Genomic DNA, 20,214 nt, shown 5'->3' with positions numbered 1-20,214 from the left:
GGATGCCATAATGACGGAACAAGAAAAATCCTCCGCCGTGGTTGATGAGACCAGGGAGAGCGTGGAAACCACGCCACAGCCAGTTAATACCGAGAAAAAAAGTAAGAACGGCGCCGCGCTGGTATTAAGCGCGGTGGCGATTGCGATTGCCCTGGCGGCAGGTATTGGGCTTTATGGCTGGGGGAAACAGCAAGCAACCGCGCAAACGGAAACCAGCGATGCGCTGGCGACGCAACTAACCGCCTTGCAAAAGGCACAGGAGAGCCAAAAAGCGGAGCTGGAAGGGATTATCAAAAAACAAGCGGCGCAGTTAGATGACGCGAATCGCCAACAGGCGGCGCTGGCGAAACAGCTTGATGAAGTACAACAAAAAGTCGCCACTATTTCCGGCAGCGATGCTAAAACCTGGCTGCTGGCGCAGGCTGATTTCCTGGTGAAACTCGCCGGACGCAAGCTGTGGAGCGATCAGGACGTCACTACCGCCGCTGCGCTGCTCAAAAGCGCTGACGCCAGTCTGGCGGACATGAATGACCCCAGCCTGATTACCGCACGACGCGCGATTACTGACGATATCGCCAGCCTGTCATCCGTTGCACAGATCGACTACGACGGCATTATTCTCAAACTCAATCAGCTCTCTAACCAAATCGATAACCTGCGTCTGGCGGATAACGATACCGATGGTTCGCCGATGGATTCAGACAGCAGCGAGCTGTCCAGCTCGCTAAGCGAATGGCGCGTTAACCTGCAAAAAAGCTGGCAGAACTTTATGGACAGCTTTATTACCATTCGCCGCCGCGATGATACCGCCGTACCGCTGTTGGCGCCCAACCAGGACGTCTATTTACGCGAAAATATTCGCTCCCGCCTGTTAGTCGCCGCGCAGGCCGTGCCACGCCATCAGGAAGAAACATACCGTCAGGCGCTGGATAACGTTTCGACCTGGGTTCGCGCTTATTACGATACTGACGACGCCGCGACAAAAGCCTTCCTGGAGGAGGTCGATAAATTAAGCCAGCAAAATATCACGATGGATCTGCCGGAAACCCTGGAAAGCCAGGCGATTCTTGAAAAACTGATGCAAACCCGCGTGCGTAATCTGCTGGCGCAACCGACAGTCTCTACGGCAGCGCCTGCCACGCAGACAGACGCTCCGGCAACCGCGCCGCAAGGAGAATAATGATGCTAAAAGTATTATTGCTCTTTGTGTTGTTGCTCGCGGGTATCGTGGTCGGCCCGATGATAGCCGGTCACCAGGGCTATGTGTTAATCCAGACCGATAACTACAACATTGAAACCAGCGTCACCGGCCTGGCGATCATTCTCATCGTCGCTATGGTGGTGCTATTCGCCATTGAGTGGTTGCTACGCCGTCTGTTTCGTACCGGCGCGCACACCCGCGGTTGGTTTGCCGGCCGTAAACGCCGTCGCGCCCGCAAGCAGACCGAACAAGCGCTGCTGAAACTGGCGGAGGGCGACTATCAGCAGGTTGAAAAGCTGATGTCAAAAAATGCCGACCATGCTGAACAACCGGTGGTAAATTATCTGCTGGCGGCAGAAGCGGCGCAGCAGCGCGGCGATGAAGCACGCGCTAATCAGCACCTTGAACGTGCGGCAGAGCTGGCGGGGAACGACACCATCCCGGTCGAGATCACGCGCGTGCGCTTACAGCTGGCGCGCAATGAAAATCACGCGGCGCGTCACGGCGTGGACAAACTGCTGGAGGTCACGCCGCGTCACCCGGAAGTTCTGCGTCTGGCGGAGCAGGCCTATATTCGCACCAGCGCATGGAGTTCTTTACTGGATATCATCCCATCCATGGCGAAAGCGCACGTCGGCGATGAAGCGCATCGCGCCATGCTCGAACAACAGGCGTGGATAGGACTCATGGATCAGGCGCGCGCCGAGCAGGGCAGCGAAGGATTGCGCACCTGGTGGAAAAACCAAAGCCGTAAAACCCGCCATCAGGTGGCGCTGCAGGTCGCAATGGCCGAGCATCTGATCGAATGTGACGATCATGATATGGCGCAGCAGATTATCATCGACGGTCTGAAACGCCAGTATGATGATCGGCTGGTGCTGCCCATTCCTCGCCTCAGAACCAATAATCCGGAACAACTGGAGAAAGTGCTGCGCCAGCAAATCAAGACGGTAGGCGATCGCCCGCTGTTATGGAGCACACTCGGCCAGTCGCTAATGAAACACGGTGAATGGCAGGAGGCGACCCTGGCTTTCCGCGCCGCGCTGAAACAACGCCCGGACGCGTATGATTATGCCTGGCTTGCCGATGCGCTTGATCGACTGCATCAACCGGAAGAGTCTGCCGCCATGCGGCGCGATGGCCTGATGCTGACATTACAGAACAATCCCCCGCAGTAATTCCCTCTTGCCCGGTGGCGCTTCGCTTACCGGGCCTACCGCCTACACAAAATCATTCGGGATGCATAAAAAAACGCCTGCCCGGTTAAGGGGCAGGCGTCAAAACAGGTCTGTATGACAACATAAAGGGGTGCTTCACTCAACGTTGTGTCCAGGGTGTTTGATGAGGCGTAAGCGACATCTGTCAGTGGACGATAAGCACCGTAAACGGCTCTGCATCATTCCTGAGTTTATGAGGCCAGAAGGCGAACATAAGAGATGGAATGAGCATCTACCCGTACATTATTGCACATAACGTGCCATCTTTGCACCGCTAAAAAACAGGCGCAGGCGTTAAAAAAACGTAGAGAATTCACGCGATTGACATCCCCCCGCTGCTGGCGAGGTTTTAGCGTGTCGCCCGGCGGAGACAGAACAGGATGCTTTTTATAAAGTGATTATAAATCAATAGATTATTCGTCACCGAATAGCGACAAATAAAGTCTGGGATATCGCCAATAAACCATAATGGCAACACGTGCGGGATAAGTAGTTGAAAATGAACAGAAAACAAAAAACCCCGCCGAAGCGGGGTTCAAAATTGGTCGGCGAGAGAGGATTCGAACCTCCGACCCACTGGTCCCAAACCAGTTGCGCTACCAAGCTGCGCTACTCGCCGATATACTGCTTTTTTGAATTTTTAGTTCAATTCATTGAGTCGTGGTGCGAGGGGGGGGACTTGAACCCCCACGTCCGTAAGGACACTAACACCTGAAGCTAGCGCGTCTACCAATTCCGCCACCTTCGCGTTTCACAACTCTATATTAATGGGGTGGCTAATGGGATTCGAACCCACGACAACTGGAATCACAATCCAGGGCTCTACCAACTGAGCTATAGCCACCACTGAAACTTTTTACGCGGTATTAAACCACCGCAGCTCAAGCACCTAAATAAATGGTACGCCCGACAGGATTCGAACCTGAGACCTCTGCCTCCGGAGGGCAGCGCTCTATCCAGCTGAGCTACGGGCGCTTAGCGCCGTTGCGGGGGTGGATAATACGGACTTCACACCCCGCTGTCCAGTGCCTTTTTAAATAAAATGCGCGTTTGGTTATGCTTTGCGCATTTTGGCGCTTATTCCCCCACCTTGTGGGCGGTTCCGTGACGATTCAGACCGAAAACTTTGTAGACCAGCGTGACGGCCAGCAGGAAGATGACGCCGACAAATAGCGACATGCGCGTATCTTCATTAAAGTACATGCCGATTAAAACGCAAACCAGAAACGCCATCGTCAAATAGTTCGCCCACGGGAACATAATGGAACGAAAAGGATGATCCGCAATCGCTTCTTTATGCGCCCGACGAAAGCGCAGTTGGCTAATCAGAATGACAAACCACGGCACCATCCCCGGCAGTACGCTGGCGCTATAAACGTAAACAAAGACGCGCTGCGGATTGGGGATGATGTAGTTCAGGCAAGAGCCTACCAGCAAAATCAAAATAGAGAGCGCCACGCCCGCGACCGGCACGCCGTGGCGAGAGACTTTCGCGACTGCCGCCGGCAGTTGACGGTTTTTCGCCAGCGCGTAAAGCATACGCCCACAGCTATACATTCCGCTGTTACAGCCGGAGAGCGCCGCCGTCAGCACGACAAAGTTGATAATGCCTGCCGCGGCGGTGATGCCGATTTTCGCGAAGGTGAGCACAAAGGGACTGCCGTTGCTGCCAATCTCATTCCACGGGAAAATGGTGACGATCACGAAAATCGCGCCAACATAAAAAATCAGGATACGCCACAGCACTTTACCCACCGCGCTACGCAACGTCACCTGCGGATTCTTCGCTTCACCGGCGGTAATACCGATCAACTCAACCCCCTGATAAGAGGCCACCACGATACATAATGCGGTCAGAAAGCCTTTCCAGCCGCCGGCAAAAAAGCCGCCATGCTCGGTCAGATTACCAAAGCCAATCGCCTGGCCGCCGTTACCAAAGCCGAAGAAAATCACCCCCAGACCGATGATGATCATCACAATAATCGTGGTGACTTTGATCATCGCAAACCAGAACTCGATTTCACCATACAGGCGCACCGCAGCCAGATTCGCCAACGCGACCAGTCCGACGGCAATCAGCGCCGGTATCCACTGCGCCATCTCCGGAAACCAGAACTGGACGTAGACCCCAATGGCGGTAATTTCCGAGATCCCGACCGCCATCCACATAAACCAGTATGACCAGGCGGTAAGATAGCCAAAAAAAGGACTCATATACCGGTGGGCGTACACGGCAAAGGAGCCGGTAACAGGTTCCAGAAAGAGCATCTCCCCCATCGAACGCATGATGAAAAAGACGAACAATCCGGCGATGATATACGCCAGCAGCACTGACGGCCCCGCCCATTTCAGCGTACTGGCGGCGCCCATAAAGAGTCCGACGCCGATGGTGCCCCCGAGGGCAATCAATTCAATATGACGAGCTTCCAGCCCACGCTGTAGCTCCGGTTTTTTCTCTGCCATAAATCCTCATGTCGTGTTTGCAACGGTTCCGGTAGTACCGGTTATTGTTATGGGTACATCGATTGTTGCGAATATTTTCTTAAATTTGGACAAATGGCAAATGGAGCATTAAAAAAATGCATTTATTGTGTAATAAATCATCGATTATGTTGTAAATGAGCAGCGCCATAAGCACAATCCGCTGCTCAGGTATCAGAAGGGAGAATTAGAGATCGCCAGTATAGTGCCAGCGAAGATAGCGCAGCAGGCGCATCTGGCGGGTAATACGCCTCGGTTGAGAAAGCAGACGATACAACCACTCCAGTCCCAGGTTCTGCCATATTTTTGGAGCGCGTTTGACGTGACCAGTAAACACATCATAGGTCCCGCCCACCCCCATATATAACGCATGGGGATGCACTTCCCGACAATCGCGCATGAGCAATTCCTGTTTTGGCGATCCCATCGCGACGGTGACAATTTTCGCGCCGCTGGCATGGATACGCGCAAATAGCGCCTGACGCTGCTCCGGCGTAAAGTAACCGTCCTGGCTACCCACAATATTGACGTTCCACTGCGTCCGCAGTTTTGCTTCCGTCTGCGCCAGCACCTCAGGCTTGCCGCCGACAAGAAATACCGGTGTGCCTTCTTTCCCCGCGCGCGCCATTAACGCTTCCCAAAGGTCGGCGCCAGCCACACGAGAAACCTGCGCCTGCGGAAATTTTTTACGTATTGAACGCACCACGCTGATGCCATCGGCATATTTAAATTCCGCCGCCGCTATCAACGCGCGGACTTCCGGATTATCTTCCGCCGTCAGCAGCTTTTCGGCGTTGATCGCCACCAACGTGCCTTGCTTCAGTTGACCATCGGCAAACAGATAATTCAGCGCATGTGACATGTCGCGCCAGCCAATCAGAGGTAATCCACGCAGCGAGTAAAGGGGCGCAGCGGCATTGTTAGTCATAGTTTTCCTTCCACCTGTGCCTGAGGGAGCGAAGTTGTACGTTTATGAATCAGTCCGGCGCTATCAAATAACCAGAACAGAAGCTTAGCGACCAGCAGGCTGGCGCCAAAAACCACCAGGAAGAAAACCACGCGCGAGACAAACGAATCCAGCCCTTCTCGCGCCAGCACAATCATATTAAAGATGGCGCCAAAGCAGAAACTGTGCAGAATCGCCGCCTTATAGCGATTGGGCTCCCGGTTACCCAGTTCATATAGCCAGTCGAACCATTTGATAATCAGCCCGACGACGATCGCGCCGAGCGGAATAAACAGCGCCCCGCCCATGACCACCAGCGATCCGATAAGCGTTGGCGATATCGCCAGGCCAGAATGGTTGTTCAGGACTTCCCAGGTGAAGTAATTCGCAGAATTCAGCACGATACTGGGTCGTCCCGGCCATAACCAGGTGGGAATAAAGACGTAGAAATCACGCACGATAGGGGCCAGCCCCTGAAAATCGATATTGTGGTAATTTTGCAACAGCAGCGCCAGATTCTCCCACGGCGAAAAGGTATCGCGCGTCAGATAAAGAAACGTATAGAACGCCTCATCGCCGCTCACATTTAATCCGTAGCGTTTGAGCGCCAGCCAGAACATACCGACAATCCCCAGCACGCCCGCCGCTGCCAGCATCCACAGGCTGATCCAGCCCCGAATAATGCCGATAAACAGGAAGATAGCAAACGCAATAATGATGTTGGCGCGCGTGCCGCCGACAATCATGTAGGTCAACAGGCCAAACGCGACGGTGCTCACCAGAAAAAACAGCCACGCTTTGCTGTCCTGGCGCAGGAAATAGACCACCAGCATCGCCGGAATGAAGAAATAGAAGAACCGTTTTAACGCCACGCCGGAGACTTCGCTGGAAAAGATCTGGCTGTAGGAGTGCAGCCGGAACAGCAAAAAGCCGTTATGCATAAAGAAAATCGCCACGCTCACCAGCGCGATGCCCATCAGGATCACCCAGGTAAGGTGGGTTTCCACCCGGTTCATGGTAAATAGCGGCTTGCGTGGTACATCCACAACGCGTTTGCGTAAACGCGTTTTATAGGTCACGTAATACACGCCGTAGAAACAGGCGGCGGATAATAGAGCCTGCAATAAGATTTCCGGCGGCGCGACGCCAACGTCGAAACGAAATACCAGCACGCTGGTTAGCGGAAAACCAAAAAAGAAGGTCAACAAAAACAGCAACGAAAAGAAAACGTTGAAGTTAAAACGCACGCGGCGAAATTCAAACCAGGTCAGCGTGGCGATAAACAGCGTAGAGAGCAGCCAGACCACCAGCAGCCCGCTGAATTGCATTAAACTCATTCGGCTTCTCCTGCGGCGATTCTCAACGCATTATGCCACGGTTGCAGGTAGTTGGGGCTAAAGAAGGTGATGCCGCTTTTATCTACCGATGCGAGCTGACGCTGCGCCTCGCGCACGACCTGCTCATCAAGATCGTCCGTGGTAAACAGGACGGGCAGATGCTGTTCCGCCATATCCTGCCAGAAAGGATTGTCGCGGTTCAGTACGCACGGGATATCGGCCTGAATTAGCAGACACAACGTCCCGATCCCCTGTTGGCGGGCAAAAATAAAATAACCGAGGTCGCACTGGCGCAACAGCGCAAGATAGGCATCAAATTCCATTTTTTCGCTAAGAATTTGTAGATTTTCGGCGCTAAATAGCACCAGAGCGGCCTGGCGAACCTCATCAATATAGGCCTGGTTATTGGCCGGATAGCCCATCGGCACCACCACGTTTACCGTATCGCCAAACTGCTGATACACCGCCCGTAACGCCGTAATATGTTGGTTACTGCGATCGCCGGAGTTCCCTACTAAAATGGTCAATTTCCCCGCACGTTGGCGCTCTTTTGCCATAGAGTTCAGGGAAGGATCCATGCGCGTCGGGAAATAGAGCAACTCGCCGCGTACGCCCGGGTGCTGGCGCGCAAAATAGCTGAGATCGCCGCGCGTCGCGAATACGCCCCCTACTCGTCCCTGCGCGATACGACGAAGCGGGTAGAAAAGGCGGAATTTCAGCCCGTGGGACACTTCGTAGAGATCCGCGCCCCAGATATGCCAGTAAAACTGAGCTGGCTTAATACCGCCGCTTAACAGCGCCAGCCACAGGCTGGTGTTGAACTGACCGTGAAAGAAGAATCTCTGTCGACGATTTGCTTTCGCTTTGGCGATGACCGCCTGCGCCAGCGCTTTCTTACTGCCATAAAAACGAAGCGAGAGCGCCGGGCAGCTTTCCGTGAAGCCGTTATCTTCGCCAGCAACCATAAATTCACGCGCGTGCTCGCTTGTGGCGGCCAGCGTATCATTGAAAAACCGCAACACGGTGTGGTTATGGTGAGGGATATCCGATCCCAGGACGTGAATCAGTACAGTCATGCTCGCCTACGCCAGAGTAAAAATACGCCACAACAAAATGAAAAATAGACAATATAGGTGGCCATATAAGCCTGTGCCGCACCCAGCGCGCCGTGAGCGGGAATCAGCCAGTGAGCGAACGCCGTTAACAGAATGAACTGGCTAATTTCAGCCAGAATGTAAAATCGCAACGACGCTTTGGCAATCACCAGATAACCGAAAACATAGGCGCCGACTTTCAGCACGTCGCCCACTAACTGCCAGGCGAACAGATCGCGCATCGCGGTGAATTTGGCGGAAAAAAGCAGCCAGATAGCAAAATCGCGCAGTAGCCAGACGGTAAAACTCGCCGCCGCGACCGCCGGTAAAACAAATTTCAGCGCTTTTACCACTTCACGCGTAATGTCCTGTTTTTCCGTCAGGCGTGAGAGCGTGGGTAACAGGTAAACGCTGAAGGAGGCGGTGATAAATTGCAGATAGGCATCAGAAATGCTGCTTACGCCCTGCCAGATCCCGACATCGCTCCAGCTATAGTGCGCGGCCAGTTGGTTTCGCATCATCACATAGGCGACCGGCATCGTAACGGAGGTAATCAGCGCCATCAGGGTAAATTTACTGAGCTGCCCTGCCAGACCGTTGTCCCAGGAGGGCTTGAGATAGCGTAGCGGGACGGTGCCGCGCTTAATCAGTATCATACCGGCTGGCACTACCACCAGCGCCGGCACCAGCGCCAGGCCAAGCAGAGCGCCTTCATAGCCGCCGACACGGTAGCAGAGATACCAGGCGGCAACGCCCAAAAAGCTGCCGACAATTAACGATAAGGCATTACCCGACGCGTCACGAAAGCCCTTCATTAGCGCCAGCAGCAGGTTCGCCCAGGCGATCCCCATTTGTACCAGCGCAACCAGACGCACCAGCCCTTGATAGTCCGTATGACCGAACAGTCCCTGGCTAATCGGCGCCGCCGCCAGCAGGAAGACCAGCGCCAGCAGCGTAGAGAAACCCAATACCATCGCGGAGGAGGTTCCCACCACGGTACGTAACTGCGCCGGGTTATCATGATGTTGTGCGACGAGTTTGGTAACGCCGTTAAATATCCCGGCGCCAGCCAATACGCCCAGCACGGTGATCATCTGGCGGAAGTTACTCGCTTGTCCGACGCCCGCCGGACCAAAAGAGACGGCCAGTAGTTTCACCACCAGCAGTCCGGCGCCAATTTTTACCAGCGTACTGACCGCCGTCCACAGGGAGGCTTTAGCAAGCGACATATCAGGAGAAATAATTTAGCAAGGTAGTAATCACCGTTCGTTGATCGACGGGCGCAAGGTTATAAAACAGCGGCAGACGCAACAAACGTTCGCTCTCTTTTGTGGTGTAGACATCGTCCCCGATAAACTCGCCAAATTTATCGCCCGCCGGACAATCATGCAGCGGAATGTAATGGAATACCGCCATGATTTCCGCCTCTTTCAGGAAATTAATCAGCGCGCTGCGATCGGCGATATCCCGCAGTTTGATGTAAAACATGTGGGCATTATGCCCGCAGTTTTCCGGAATAGAAGGCAGCTCGATACGCCCGGCGCGCGCCAGCGGCGTTAACGCATCGTAGTAAGTCTGCCACAGCGACAGACGCTGTTGATTGATACGATCGGCGGCCTCCAGTTGCGCCCACAGGTAGGCAGCCTGCAGATCGGACATCAAATAACTGGAGCCGATATCCCGCCAGGTGTATTTGTCCACCTGACCACGGAAGAACTGGCTGCGGTTGGTGCCTTTTTCGCGGATGATCTCCGCGCGTTCAATCAGCGTACGATCGTTGATCAGCGTCGCGCCGCCTTCGCCGCCAGCGGTGTAATTTTTGGTTTCATGGAAGCTAAAACAGCCGATGTGACCGATCGTTCCTAACGCGCGCCCTTTGTACGTGGACATCACGCCCTGGGCGGCATCCTCGACAACGAACAGATTATACTTATCCGCCAGCGCCATGATGACGTCCATTTCACAAGCGACGCCAGCGTAGTGTACCGGCACGATAGCGCGGGTTTTATCAGTAATTGCCGCCTCAATCAGCGTTTCGTCAATATTCATCGTATCCGGACGAATATCGACAAACACAATTTTCGCGCCGCGCAGGACAAAAGCGTTAGCGGTGGAGACAAACGTAAAGCTCGGCATGATCACTTCATCGCCGGGCTGAATATCCAACAACAGAGCCGCCATCTCCAGCGACGCGGTACAGGAAGGCGTCAGCAACACCTTCGCGCTGCCGAAATGTTGCTCCAGCCACTGCTGGCAACGACGCGTAAAGCCGCCGTCGCCGCACAGTTTGCCGCTGCTCATTGCAGACTGCATGTATTCGAGTTCGGTTCCCACCACCGGCGGCGCATTAAAAGGAATCATGTTGTCACCTGTATAACCAGTACGCAGTGCTTTCGATGTTGGCACCGCTTTGTATGTAACGTTTAAGCGCGGCGGTGTTGCCCAACTGGGTCGCCACCCGCAATGTTGCTTTGCCGCGACTCTGCGCCCAACAGATCGCCGCCTGCATAAGTTCCGCTCCCGCGCCGCGTCCGGCCAACAGGCCAATGCGCGCGTCGGTATCATTCAATTCCCGCAGCGAGACGTAACCGCGGATAGCGCCTGTCTCTGTGCGAAGCACCAGGCATTGGTGATCAAACGTGCCGCGTACCGCATTCTCAATCCACTGGGCGTAAAAACGGGCGCTGGCGTCGGGCGCATACCACGGCGCGCGAAAACGACTCTGCGTAAACGCCTCTCCGGCCAACTGACGCAAAGCAGGAATGTCTTTAAGGTGTGCAATTTCCGCGCCATGCTGGTCGCGATGCCCTTTTACCGGCAACGCAAAATCCACTTCGCCTTCAACCAAAGAGAATCCCAGCGATTGCAACGCCGACAGCCAGGCGATGTTTTCAGCCGGCACTTTTACCTGCACGCGTTGCCACGCCTGCAGCGCTTCTGGCGTTAATTCGGGCGCTGAAGCATCGATACGCACAATGCCGCTATTCACGCCAAAGAACGTATTTTCCCAGAGTAACGGTTCAATACTGGCGCGGACGGGCACGGAGCAACTCCAGTAAATATTGGCCATAGCCGGTTTTTTCAAGCTGACTGGCGGCGCGTTTCAAACCATCATCATCCAGCCAGCCGTTGCGCCAGGCAATCTCCTCCAGACAGGCAATTTTGAAGCCCTGGCGCTTTTCCACCGTCTGCACAAAAGTGCTCGCCTCAATCAGACTGTCGTGGGTGCCCGTATCCAGCCAGGCGAAGCCGCGGCCCAGCAGTTCAACGGTCAGCTTACCTTCCTCCAGATACATCTGGTTGATAGAAGTGATCTCCAGCTCGCCACGCCCGGACGGTTTCACGCGCTTCGCATACTCGACGACCTTGCTGTCATAGAAATAGAGGCCGGTGACCGCCCAGTTAGATTTAGGCTGTTTCGGCTTTTCTTCCAGCGAGAGCGCGCGAAAATCATCGTCAAACTCCACGACGCCAAAGCGTTCCGGGTCCATGACCTGATAGCCAAATACTGTAGCGCCTTCGGTACGCGCCGCGACCTGACGGAGTTTGGGGCTAAAACCCTGACCAAAAAAGATATTGTCGCCCAATACCAGGCATGAGGGTTCACCGTTGAGGAACGTTTCGCCAATGATAAAGGCCTGCGCCAGCCCGTCCGGACTGGGCTGTTCGGCATAGTGTAAATCGATACCGAACGCTGCGCCGTCACCCAGCAAACGCTGAAAGTCGCGTTTATCCTCCGGCGTGGTGATGATCAAGATCTCACGAATGCCCGCCAGCATTAGCACCGATAACGGATAGTAAATCATCGGTTTATCGTAGACGGGCAGAAGCTGCTTTGATACGCCGCGCGTAATGGGATGCAACCGGGTACCGGAACCTCCCGCCAGAATGATGCCTTTCATTCGTTTCTCCTCCAGGAGTAAGAACCTGCCGTTTAGCGTTTCAGTCCTAAGCGTTCGCCCTGATAACTGCCATCCTGCACGGGTTTCCACCAGGCCTCATTGGCGAGATACCACTGAACGGTTTTTCGCATCCCGCTTTCGAAGGTTTCCTGCGGCGTCCAGCCCAGCTCGCGGGCGATTTTCGACGCGTCGATGGCATAACGTAAGTCATGGCCGGGTCGATCGTCGACGAAGGTAATCAGATCGTGATAATTCGCCACACCCTGCGGTTTTTGCGGGGCCAGTTCCTCCAGCAGAGCGCAAATCGTCCTGACCACATCCAGATTTTTACGTTCGTTATGACCGCCGATATTATACGTTTCGCCCACCGCGCCGTTCGTCACCACGTGATACAACGCACGGGCATGATCTTCCACATACAGCCAGTCGCGAATTTGCTGGCCGTTGCCATAGACCGGCAATGGTTTACCCGCCAGCGCGTTCAGAATCATCAGCGGGATCAGTTTTTCCGGGAAATGGTAGGGCCCGTAGTTATTAGAGCAGTTGGTGACAAGCGTAGGCAAACCGTAGGTACGTAACCAGGCGCGTACCAGATGGTCGCTGCTGGCTTTGGAGGCGGAATAAGGACTGCTTGGCGCATATGGCGTGGTTTCGGTGAAGAAATCGTCTGCAGTATGCAGATCGCCATACACTTCATCGGTGGAGATATGGTGGAAGCGGAACGCCGCTTTAGCGTCCGCGTCAAGCGCGGACCAGTAAGCGCGAGCGGCTTCCAGCAAGGTGTAAGTACCAACGATATTCGTTTCAATAAACGCCGCCGGGCCGTCGATGGAACGGTCTACATGGCTTTCCGCCGCCAGGTGCATCACGCTATCGGGCTGGTACTGCTGGAAAACTCGCTCCAGTGATGCCCGATCGCAGATATCCACCTTCTCAAAGGCGAAACGGTCGCTTTGCGCCACCGACGCCAGAGACATCAGGTTGCCCGCATAGGTGAGTTTATCCACCACCACCACCGCGTCTGCCGTTTCATGGATGATATGCCGCACCACCGCAGATCCGATAAAGCCTGCGCCGCCGGTCACCAGAATCCGTTTCATCAGCGCCAGACTCCTTTGGTATCAACCACATAACGTTGATGAACCGCATCGCCGGGAATCGCTTTAAATTCGTCATGATCGACCAGCATCACCAGCACATCGGCGGCGGCCAGCGCCGCGTCCAGTTTCGCCAGCGTGCAAAGTCCGTCCAATTTTTTCGGCAACTGATGGATATTCGGTTCGACGACCAGGGTTTCGCCGCTGTGCCAGCGGGCGATACTTTGCGCGATCCCCATCGCCGGGCTTTCGCGCAGATCGTCGATATTCGGCTTAAAGGCCAGCCCAAAACAGGCGATTTTCACTTCGCTGGCGCGTTTATCGGTGGCCGCCAGGCAATCTGCGACCGCGGCTTTTACCTGATCGACTACCCAGTGCGGTTTGCCGTCGTTCACTTCACGCGCGGTGCGAATCAGTCTCGCCTGCTGCGGATTTTGCGCCACAATAAACCACGGATCGACCGCAATGCAGTGCCCGCCAACGCCTGGGCCCGGCTGCAAAATATTGACGCGCGGATGGCGGTTCGCCAGGCGGATCAATTCCCAGACGTTAATCCCCTGTTCGGCGCAAATCAGCGACAATTCATTCGCAAAGGCGATATTCACATCACGGAAGCTATTTTCCGTCAGCTTGCACATCTCTGCGGTGCGCGAGTTGGTGACAACGCATTCGCCCTCAAGGAAAATTTTGTACAGCGCGCTGGCGCGAGCCGAACATACTGGCGTCATACCGCCAATCACGCGGTCATTTTTAATGAGTTCCACCATCACCTGACCCGGCAGCACACGCTCCGGACAATAGGCGATATTCACGTCGGCCTGCTCGCCCGTCTGCTGGGGAAAGGTCAGATCCGGACGCATCCCGGCCAGCCAGCCGGCCATTTGCTCCGTTGCGCCGACCGGCGATGTTGATTCCAGAATCACCAGTGCCCCTTTTTTTAATACCGGCGCAATGGATTTCGCCGCGGCTTCCACATAGGCCATGTCAGGGTCGTGATCGCCTTTGAATGGCGTCGGCACGGCAATCAGGTACGCATCGGCCTCGACAGGTGTCGTCGTCGCACGCAGAAAGCCGCCTTCCACCGCCATCTTCACCACATTGCCCAACGCCGGCTCCACGATGTGAATTTCACCGCGATTTATGGTGTCTACCGCATGTTGGTTGATATCCACGCCGATAACCTGCTTCTGGCGGGAAGCAAAAGCGGCCGCAGTCGGTAATCCGATATACCCCAGCCCAATAACAGAAATGGTCGTAAAACTCATAACGATACCCGATAACTTTTTAACGCCTGTAAAATGCGCGCGCATGATTGCCCGTCACCATAAGGATTATGGGCGCGGCTCATAGTTTGATATTCATTTTCGTCGTGCAGCAGACGCATAACTTCCGCCACAATGCGCCGGGAGTCCGTGCCGATCAGTCTTACCGTACCAGCGGTAATGGCTTCCGGACGCTCTGTGGTTTCACGCATGACCAATACCGGCTTACCTAATGACGGCGCTTCTTCCTGAATACCGCCGGAATCGGTCAGAATGAGCCAGGCGTGATTCATCAGCCAGACAAAAGGTAAGTAGTCCTGCGGCTCAATCAGTACCACGTTTTCAACATGGCCGAGGATACGGTTGACAGGTTCGCTGACGTTGGGATTGAGATGCACCGGATAGACAATTTGCACATTCTGGTTCGCGGCGGCGATTTCTGCCAGCGCCTGGCAGATATGCTCAAAGCCCTGACCAAAGCTTTCACGCCGATGACCGGTCACCAAAATCATCTTCTTATTCACATTGAGGAAAGGATACTGCTCGGCCAGTTCAGCCTGTAATGTATCGCTCGCCAGAACGCGATCGCGTACCCAGATCAGCGCGTCAATAACGGTATTGCCAGTGACAAAAATGCGCTCATCCGGAATGTTCTCCCGCAACAGATTCTGCCGCGAGTTTTCCGTCGGCGCAAAGTGGTACATCGCCAGATGTCCGGTCAGCGTGCGGTTTGCCTCTTCCGGCCAGGGGGAATAGAGATCGCCGGTTCGCAACCCGGCTTCTACGTGCCCTACCGGAATTCGTTGATAGAAAGCCGCCAGGCTGGTAGCAATCGTAGTGGTGGTATCGCCATGAACCAGCACCACATCAGGTTTAAAATCTGCCAGGATCGGCTTTAATCCCTCCAGAATTCGGCAGGTAATTTCCGTCAACCCCTGTCCCGGCTGCATAATGTTGAGATCGTAATCAGGCACAATAGAAAAAAGAGTTAATACCTGATCAAGCATCTCCCGATGCTGCGCAGTAACGCATACTTTAGCCTCGAAATGAGGATCTTTTTCCAGCGCATGGACCAGAGGCGCCATCTTAATGGCCTCCGGTCGTGTACCAAATACAGTCAGTACTTTCACATCGATTCTCTTCGAATAGACAGTAGGGGCCCAGCCCCCTACTGCAGAGGTGTTGCTAAATCGTGCGGCGACGGGTTAAGGCAACGCCCGCACCGATTAGCGCCCCAACGATACCCCACATAATCATCAGGAAGGCTCGGCGTGGGCTATCACGTTTTACCGGTTCTTCCGGCGTACGCAAATAACGATAGGTCTGAAAACGAGGGTCCAGGGTCGGCCCCACATTAAGCGTATTCAACATTGCCCGATTTTGAAAGTAGTCCAAATCGAACGCAGGGCCAACCGCTTGCAGATTTTCAAGACGCGCCTGCAACATAGGGCGACCGAGTAAAAAAAGCTCTGAGTCCGGTAATTCATCCGCCGGGACATCCGTCGCGCTACGAGAAATATTATGTTGTTCCGCAATTTTGAGCGCCTGCTCAATACTGTTTACACGACGTGAATAGATCGCTTTCGCAACCTCTTCCTGCCGTTTGACCTGCGCTTTCATCTGCACGGTACGCGCAGCCCAGGCGCCTTTTAATTCATCATTCAGATGGCTCGCCGCCCGCTGGCTGGCGAATGCGACATACTGACGCAGCAGATTATTGGCGTCCGGCGCAGTTTCAGCAATCAGCTTCACGTTGTCGTTGATGGCGCGTGTAAAATCGCCGGGCGTAAACTGTATGTTATTGATAAGTTCATCAAGCATCGCCGCATCAGCTTTGCTATTCCCGACCATTCGCTGCTTGTAATAGTCCGTCTGTAACCAGAAATCGCGACGCGTATCCCAGGAGGCAAGTTGCATGATGAACTCTTTATACGCTTCATCCATCACCGAGGGCTTATCGGAAGAAGCAGGATCGGTCTTAATATCCAGGTTGCGCAGAAACTGCTGCTGGGAGTAATAACCGCCCAACATATTTACGGTTGGGCGATCGGTGATCGCCGTCGCACTCCACTCCTGACGAGCAAAAAAGGTATAGGCTAACGCGATAAGGGCAAATAGCAGGCCAATGCCGATAATCCAGAATTTGCCAGCCCATAAAGTACGAAACAACCCGCGAATATCCAGTTCATTTTCAGCGCTCACCGCGCGTGCCCCCGGTAATGGTTGTGTCATCGTATCCTCATTTACTTGGTTAAGTTTGGCCGGTTCTTACGGTGTCTGCGCAGGCGACGCTTCACACGCTTAATAAATCTCGCCACCTTCCAGGCCCGCTTAATGCAGTAGCCATAGAGGAAGAATGCTAGCAAAAAGAGCACCAACATAACCCATTCAGGAACAAAATGAGAATATTCTGCCGCTACGCCGACTCCCGCCAGAATGGCGGCGGCAAGCGTAATCAGTACAAACGCCTGACGAGAGGTAAATCCGGCGCGCATGATAAGATGGTGAATATGCTGACGATCAGGTGAGAAGGGACTCATTCCTTTACGCAGACGGCGATACATAATCGCCACCATATCCATCAGCGGGATAGCGATAATCCATAGCGCGGTAACCGGACTGATAGGGTGAGTTTTCCCCTGCGTCGTTTCCAGTAAGATCCAGATAACGGTAAAACCAATCAGAGTACTACCGGCATCGCCCATAAAGACTTTATAACGCCGCCCCAAAATACCGAGATTAAGCATAATGTAAGGCAGAATCGCGGCAATCATGGCGAAGCACCATATTGCCAGGCTGGTTTGACCGTCAAACCATAAAATCAGCCCCATCGCCGCGAATGAGACGCTGGATAGCCCGCCCAACAGGCCGTCAATACCGTCCACCATATTGAAAGCGTTGATCGCCGCCCATACGGCAAACAGAGTAAGGAAATAGCCGAAGGGACCGAGCACCATCTCCCAGGAGCCAAAGATATAGCCGAGGCTGCTAAGATAGAGCTTACCGAATACCATCATAATGATACCGATCGCGGCCTGTATGGTCGCACGGATCTTCACGCTGATATCAAAACGGTCGTCCAGCGCACCGATAAGAACCAGTACGCCCGCACAAGAAAGATAAAGCGACGCATGAGGAATATAGTGGTCAACGATTCCGAATGTGAAGCAAATCCCTGCGTAAACCGAAATCCCTCCAACCAACGGTATCAGCCCCTGGTGGCGTTTACGAAAGTTGGGTTTATCCACTAAACCGATTTTTTTTGCGACTTTACGCGCAAAAAACAGGAACAGTGTCGTGAATAAAAAAATACTGATGAGATCAGTACTCAAGGTCAGTAAATTCACAATGCGTGCTCTCAGATAAAATTAGTACCAGAAGTATAACCATGAAGACCTTTATTCAGAAGGGAAACCCTGCTCTGAATCAGGCAGAATTGTTTAAATATCAACCACACGATACCGATAACGAATGGATGGCGAAGCCCCGACCCGGTTTATCATCGTTTTGTAAATGTGTCGTTAAGATTACAGATATAAAACAAAAACGCCACGTAAAAACGTGGCGTTTTCAGGTAAAGACCAGGTTATGAGCGCTTCATCATCTCGAAAAAGTCGTCATTAGTTTTGGTCATCGCCAGTTTGTTAATGAGGAATTCCATCGCGTCAATTTCACCCATCGGATGGATGATTTTACGCAGGATCCACATTTTCTGCAGCTCTTCCTGAGTGGTGAGCAGCTCTTCTTTACGGGTACCGGAACGGTTGTAGTCGATAGCCGGGAAGACACGTTTTTCAGCGATCTTACGCGAGAGATGCAGCTCCATGTTACCGGTGCCTTTAAACTCTTCGTAGATAACTTCGTCCATCTTGGAACCGGTATCGATCAGCGCCGTCGCGATGATGGTCAGGCTGCCGCCCTCTTCCACGTTACGCGCCGCGCCGAAGAAACGCTTCGGACGATGCAGGGCGTTAGCGTCCACACCACCGGTCAGTACTTTACCGGACGCCGGCACCACGGTGTTGTAGGCACGCGCCAGACGGGTGATGGAGTCGAGCAGGATGATAACGTCTTTCTTGTGTTCAACCAGACGTTTCGCCTTCTCGATAACCATTTCGGCAACCTGAACGTGGCGGGATGCCGGTTCGTCAAAGGTAGACGCAACCACTTCGCCTTTCACCAGACGCTGCATCTCGGTCACTTCTTCCGGACGTTCGTCAATCAGCAGCACCATCAGCACGCAGTCCGGGTGGTTATACGCGATGCTCTGCGCGATGTTCTGCAGCAGCATGGTTTTACCCGCCTTCGGCGGCGCGACAATCAGACCGCGCTGGCCGCGACCGATCGGCGAAGCCAGATCCAGAACGCGTGCCGTTAAGTCTTCGGTAGAACCGTTACCACGCTCCATACGCAGACGAGAGTTTGCGTGCAGCGGGGTTAAGTTCTCAAAGAGGATTTTGTTACGGGCGTTTTCCGGTTTGTCGTAGTTAACTTCGTTAACTTTCAACAGCGCAAAATAGCGTTCACCTTCTTTCGGCGGGCGAATCTTACCAGAAATGGTATCACCAGTGCGGAGGTTGAAACGGCGGATTTGGCTGGGGGAAACGTAGATATCATCAGGACCGGCGAGGTAGGAGCTGTCTGCAGAACGGAGGAAACCAAATCCATCCTGCAATATCTCCAGCACACCGTCGCCAAAGATATCTTCGCCACTCTTTGCGTGCTGCTTCAGGATGGCAAAAATAATGTCCTGCTTGCGCATACGGGCCAGGTTTTCCAGCCCCATACTTTCGCCGAGAGTGATCAGCTCAGAAACCGGCGTATTCTTTAATTCGGTAAGATTCATAATGGTGTGAGTTCTTAAACTTGGGGTAAATCTCGAACTTAATGTTGTGAATGGTATGGCAGGGTCATCCATGCCTGTTTACGGCTATCAACTCATGTCTGTTCGCTGTCTGGTCACAGGAAAGTACGCAGAACTGAAACGACAAGACGGAATGAGCGAAGAGCCAGGAATCTTTCCACTTCTCGTGCGAGAAAAAACGGGAAGTGACGGATAAAACCAGATTCAAACTTAATAAGGTATGTTTAATTCGAAGTCAATACTAACTTAGCACGACTCAGACCGGGCGTCCAGAGATCCTGACAATTTAAGAATAACGTAAGGACAACAGACGCCACGAAACTGCCTGATACCTTAATCATTCGTCGAATGACAGACGCCTGACCATACAGCGCCTTTGTCATTCGACGTATAAAAGGTATTACGCCAGATTGGCGTCGAGAAACTCTTTCAACTGACCTTTAGACAGTGCGCCTACTTTGGTTGCCGCCACTTCGCCGTTTTTAAACAGCAGCAGAGTCGGAATACCGCGGATGCCATATTTAGGCGCAGTACCTGGGTTCTGGTCAATGTTCAGTTTGGCAACGGTCAATTTGCCCTGATATTCGTCAGCGATTTCATCCAGAATCGGAGCGATCATTTTACACGGCCCGCACCACTCTGCCCAGAAATCAACGAGGATAGCCCCGTCCGCTTTGAGTACATCCGTGTCAAAACTGTCGTCAGTCAGGTGAATAATTTTATCGCTCATATATAACTCCACAGGAATAAGCCTGGCGTGTTGGTGTAGCATTAACCAACGAGGTGCTGATGTTAACTTCGCCAACAAAGGTT

At 53.5% G+C, this 20,214-nt stretch carries 18 protein-coding genes and 4 tRNA genes; 2 read left to right on the top strand and 20 right to left on the bottom strand.

The window, feature by feature from the left end:
• Positions 1 to 10: 10 nt before the first annotated feature.
• On the top strand, positions 11 to 1,180 hold the full coding sequence (gene hemX / locus NAZ64_RS20165; protein WP_000138961.1) for a uroporphyrinogen-III C-methyltransferase: 1,170 nt from the start codon (positions 11 to 13) through the stop codon (positions 1,178 to 1,180).
• 2 nt (positions 1,181 to 1,182) lie between these two features.
• Positions 1,183 to 2,379, top strand: coding sequence for a protoheme IX biogenesis protein HemY (gene hemY, locus NAZ64_RS20160; RefSeq protein ID WP_483641022.1), 1,197 nt, complete (start codon positions 1,183 to 1,185; stop codon positions 2,377 to 2,379).
• A gap of 581 nt (positions 2,380 to 2,960) precedes the next feature.
• On the opposite strand, the gene NAZ64_RS20155 is transcribed toward hemY, so the two are convergent.
• The 20 genes from NAZ64_RS20155 to trxA all read right to left on the bottom strand — a co-directional run bounded on the left by NAZ64_RS20155 (position 2,961) and on the right by trxA (position 20,131).
• Positions 2,961 to 3,037: transfer RNA gene (locus NAZ64_RS20155), tRNA-Pro, on the bottom strand.
• Positions 3,038 to 3,079: 42 nt separating this feature from the next.
• Positions 3,080 to 3,166, bottom strand: a tRNA-Leu gene (locus NAZ64_RS20150).
• 20 nt (positions 3,167 to 3,186) lie between these two features.
• Positions 3,187 to 3,262 (bottom strand) — tRNA-His (locus NAZ64_RS20145).
• Between the two features lie 54 nt (positions 3,263 to 3,316).
• Positions 3,317 to 3,393, bottom strand: a tRNA-Arg gene (locus tag NAZ64_RS20140).
• Between the two features lie 102 nt (positions 3,394 to 3,495).
• Complete coding sequence (gene thrP, locus NAZ64_RS20135) at positions 3,496 to 4,881, bottom strand: bifunctional threonine/serine APC transporter ThrP (protein ID WP_000818378.1); 1,386 nt, start codon at positions 4,879 to 4,881, stop codon at positions 3,496 to 3,498.
• Positions 4,882 to 5,086: 205 nt separating this feature from the next.
• Positions 5,087 to 5,827, bottom strand: coding sequence for a lipopolysaccharide N-acetylmannosaminouronosyltransferase (gene wecG / locus NAZ64_RS20130; RefSeq protein WP_000183621.1), 741 nt, complete (start codon positions 5,825 to 5,827; stop codon positions 5,087 to 5,089).
• The gene (gene wzyE, locus NAZ64_RS20125; protein ID WP_000055605.1) at positions 5,824 to 7,182 is read right to left on the bottom strand and encodes an ECA oligosaccharide polymerase; all 1,359 of its coding nucleotides are present in this window, start codon (positions 7,180 to 7,182) and stop codon (positions 5,824 to 5,826) included. The genes wecG and wzyE overlap by 4 nt, the downstream gene beginning before the upstream one ends.
• Positions 7,179 to 8,258, bottom strand: coding sequence for a TDP-N-acetylfucosamine:lipid II N-acetylfucosaminyltransferase (locus NAZ64_RS20120; RefSeq protein ID WP_483641020.1), 1,080 nt, complete (start codon positions 8,256 to 8,258; stop codon positions 7,179 to 7,181). Before NAZ64_RS20120 ends, wzyE begins: the two co-directional genes overlap by 4 nt.
• A complete protein-coding gene (gene wzxE / locus NAZ64_RS20115) occupies positions 8,255 to 9,505 on the bottom strand; it encodes a lipid III flippase WzxE (protein WP_000050299.1) in 1,251 nt (416 codons plus the stop codon). The genes NAZ64_RS20120 and wzxE overlap by 4 nt, the downstream gene beginning before the upstream one ends.
• A 1-nt stretch (position 9,506) precedes the next feature.
• On the bottom strand, positions 9,507 to 10,637 hold the full coding sequence (rffA, locus tag NAZ64_RS20110; RefSeq protein ID WP_000612080.1) for a dTDP-4-amino-4,6-dideoxygalactose transaminase: 1,131 nt from the start codon (positions 10,635 to 10,637) through the stop codon (positions 9,507 to 9,509).
• A gap of 4 nt (positions 10,638 to 10,641) precedes the next feature.
• On the bottom strand, positions 10,642 to 11,319 hold the full coding sequence (rffC, locus tag NAZ64_RS20105) for a dTDP-4-amino-4,6-dideoxy-D-galactose acyltransferase (RefSeq protein ID WP_001145154.1): 678 nt from the start codon (positions 11,317 to 11,319) through the stop codon (positions 10,642 to 10,644).
• A complete protein-coding gene (rfbA, locus tag NAZ64_RS20100; RefSeq protein ID WP_000676077.1) occupies positions 11,297 to 12,178 on the bottom strand; it encodes a glucose-1-phosphate thymidylyltransferase RfbA in 882 nt (293 codons plus the stop codon). The genes rffC and rfbA overlap by 23 nt, the downstream gene beginning before the upstream one ends.
• 32 nt (positions 12,179 to 12,210) lie before the next feature.
• Entirely contained in the window at positions 12,211 to 13,278 is a 1,068-nt protein-coding gene (gene rffG / locus NAZ64_RS20095; RefSeq protein ID WP_000822143.1) for a dTDP-glucose 4,6-dehydratase, read from the bottom strand.
• Positions 13,278 to 14,540 (bottom strand): UDP-N-acetyl-D-mannosamine dehydrogenase, encoded by a 1,263-nt coding sequence (gene wecC, locus NAZ64_RS20090; RefSeq protein WP_220569522.1) that lies wholly within the window; start codon positions 14,538 to 14,540, stop codon positions 13,278 to 13,280. Before wecC ends, rffG begins: the two co-directional genes overlap by 1 nt.
• Entirely contained in the window at positions 14,537 to 15,667 is a 1,131-nt protein-coding gene (gene wecB / locus NAZ64_RS20085) for a non-hydrolyzing UDP-N-acetylglucosamine 2-epimerase (protein ID WP_000866682.1), read from the bottom strand. Before wecB ends, wecC begins: the two co-directional genes overlap by 4 nt.
• Positions 15,668 to 15,722: 55 nt before the next feature.
• On the bottom strand, positions 15,723 to 16,769 hold the full coding sequence (gene wzzE / locus NAZ64_RS20080) for an ECA polysaccharide chain length modulation protein (RefSeq protein WP_000193413.1): 1,047 nt from the start codon (positions 16,767 to 16,769) through the stop codon (positions 15,723 to 15,725).
• An 11-nt stretch (positions 16,770 to 16,780) separates the two neighbouring features.
• Positions 16,781 to 17,884: a UDP-N-acetylglucosamine--undecaprenyl-phosphate N-acetylglucosaminephosphotransferase gene (gene wecA, locus NAZ64_RS20075; protein ID WP_076935969.1), complete on the bottom strand. Its 1,104-nt coding sequence runs from the start codon at positions 17,882 to 17,884 to the stop codon at positions 16,781 to 16,783.
• Between the two features lie 239 nt (positions 17,885 to 18,123).
• Positions 18,124 to 19,383: a transcription termination factor Rho gene (gene rho, locus NAZ64_RS20070; RefSeq protein WP_001054532.1), complete on the bottom strand. Its 1,260-nt coding sequence runs from the start codon at positions 19,381 to 19,383 to the stop codon at positions 18,124 to 18,126.
• 87 nt (positions 19,384 to 19,470) lie between these two features.
• Positions 19,471 to 19,554 carry a rho operon leader peptide gene (locus NAZ64_RS20065; RefSeq protein WP_134820045.1) on the bottom strand — a complete coding sequence of 28 codons (84 nt, stop codon included), beginning with the start codon at positions 19,552 to 19,554 and terminating at the stop codon, positions 19,471 to 19,473.
• A 247-nt stretch (positions 19,555 to 19,801) separates the two neighbouring features.
• On the bottom strand, positions 19,802 to 20,131 hold the full coding sequence (gene trxA, locus NAZ64_RS20060; RefSeq protein WP_001280776.1) for a thioredoxin TrxA: 330 nt from the start codon (positions 20,129 to 20,131) through the stop codon (positions 19,802 to 19,804).
• Positions 20,132 to 20,214: the final 83 nt, after the last annotated feature.

The organism is Salmonella sp. A1325 (assembly GCF_056991255.1).
The sequence above is the reverse complement of the archived record's forward strand: the minus strand, read 5'-3'. Positions and strand labels throughout refer to the sequence as shown.

Excerpts from the sequence above, each read along its gene's own strand:
- wecG (WP_000183621.1), bottom strand. The coding sequence starts at position 5,827 with ATGACTAACAATGCCGCTGCGCCCCTTTACTCGCTGCGTGGATTACCT.
- rffA (WP_000612080.1), bottom strand. The coding sequence starts at position 10,637 with ATGATTCCTTTTAATGCGCCGCCGGTGGTGGGAACCGAACTCGAATAC.
- rho (WP_001054532.1), bottom strand. The coding sequence starts at position 19,383 with ATGAATCTTACCGAATTAAAGAATACGCCGGTTTCTGAGCTGATCACT.
- wzzE (WP_000193413.1), bottom strand. The coding sequence starts at position 16,769 with ATGACACAACCATTACCGGGGGCACGCGCGGTGAGCGCTGAAAATGAA.
- hemX (WP_000138961.1), top strand. The coding sequence starts at position 11 with ATGACGGAACAAGAAAAATCCTCCGCCGTGGTTGATGAGACCAGGGAG.
- wzxE (WP_000050299.1), bottom strand. The coding sequence starts at position 9,505 with ATGTCGCTTGCTAAAGCCTCCCTGTGGACGGCGGTCAGTACGCTGGTA.
- rffG (WP_000822143.1), bottom strand. The coding sequence starts at position 13,278 with ATGAAACGGATTCTGGTGACCGGCGGCGCAGGCTTTATCGGATCTGCG.
- wecC (WP_220569522.1), bottom strand. The coding sequence starts at position 14,540 with ATGAGTTTTACGACCATTTCTGTTATTGGGCTGGGGTATATCGGATTA.
- trxA (WP_001280776.1), bottom strand. The coding sequence starts at position 20,131 with ATGAGCGATAAAATTATTCACCTGACTGACGACAGTTTTGACACGGAT.
- thrP (WP_000818378.1), bottom strand. The coding sequence starts at position 4,881 with ATGGCAGAGAAAAAACCGGAGCTACAGCGTGGGCTGGAAGCTCGTCAT.
- wzyE (WP_000055605.1), bottom strand. The coding sequence starts at position 7,182 with ATGAGTTTAATGCAATTCAGCGGGCTGCTGGTGGTCTGGCTGCTCTCT.
- rfbA (WP_000676077.1), bottom strand. The coding sequence starts at position 12,178 with ATGAAAGGCATCATTCTGGCGGGAGGTTCCGGTACCCGGTTGCATCCC.
- hemY (WP_483641022.1), top strand. The coding sequence starts at position 1,183 with ATGCTAAAAGTATTATTGCTCTTTGTGTTGTTGCTCGCGGGTATCGTG.
- NAZ64_RS20120 (WP_483641020.1), bottom strand. The coding sequence starts at position 8,258 with ATGACTGTACTGATTCACGTCCTGGGATCGGATATCCCTCACCATAAC.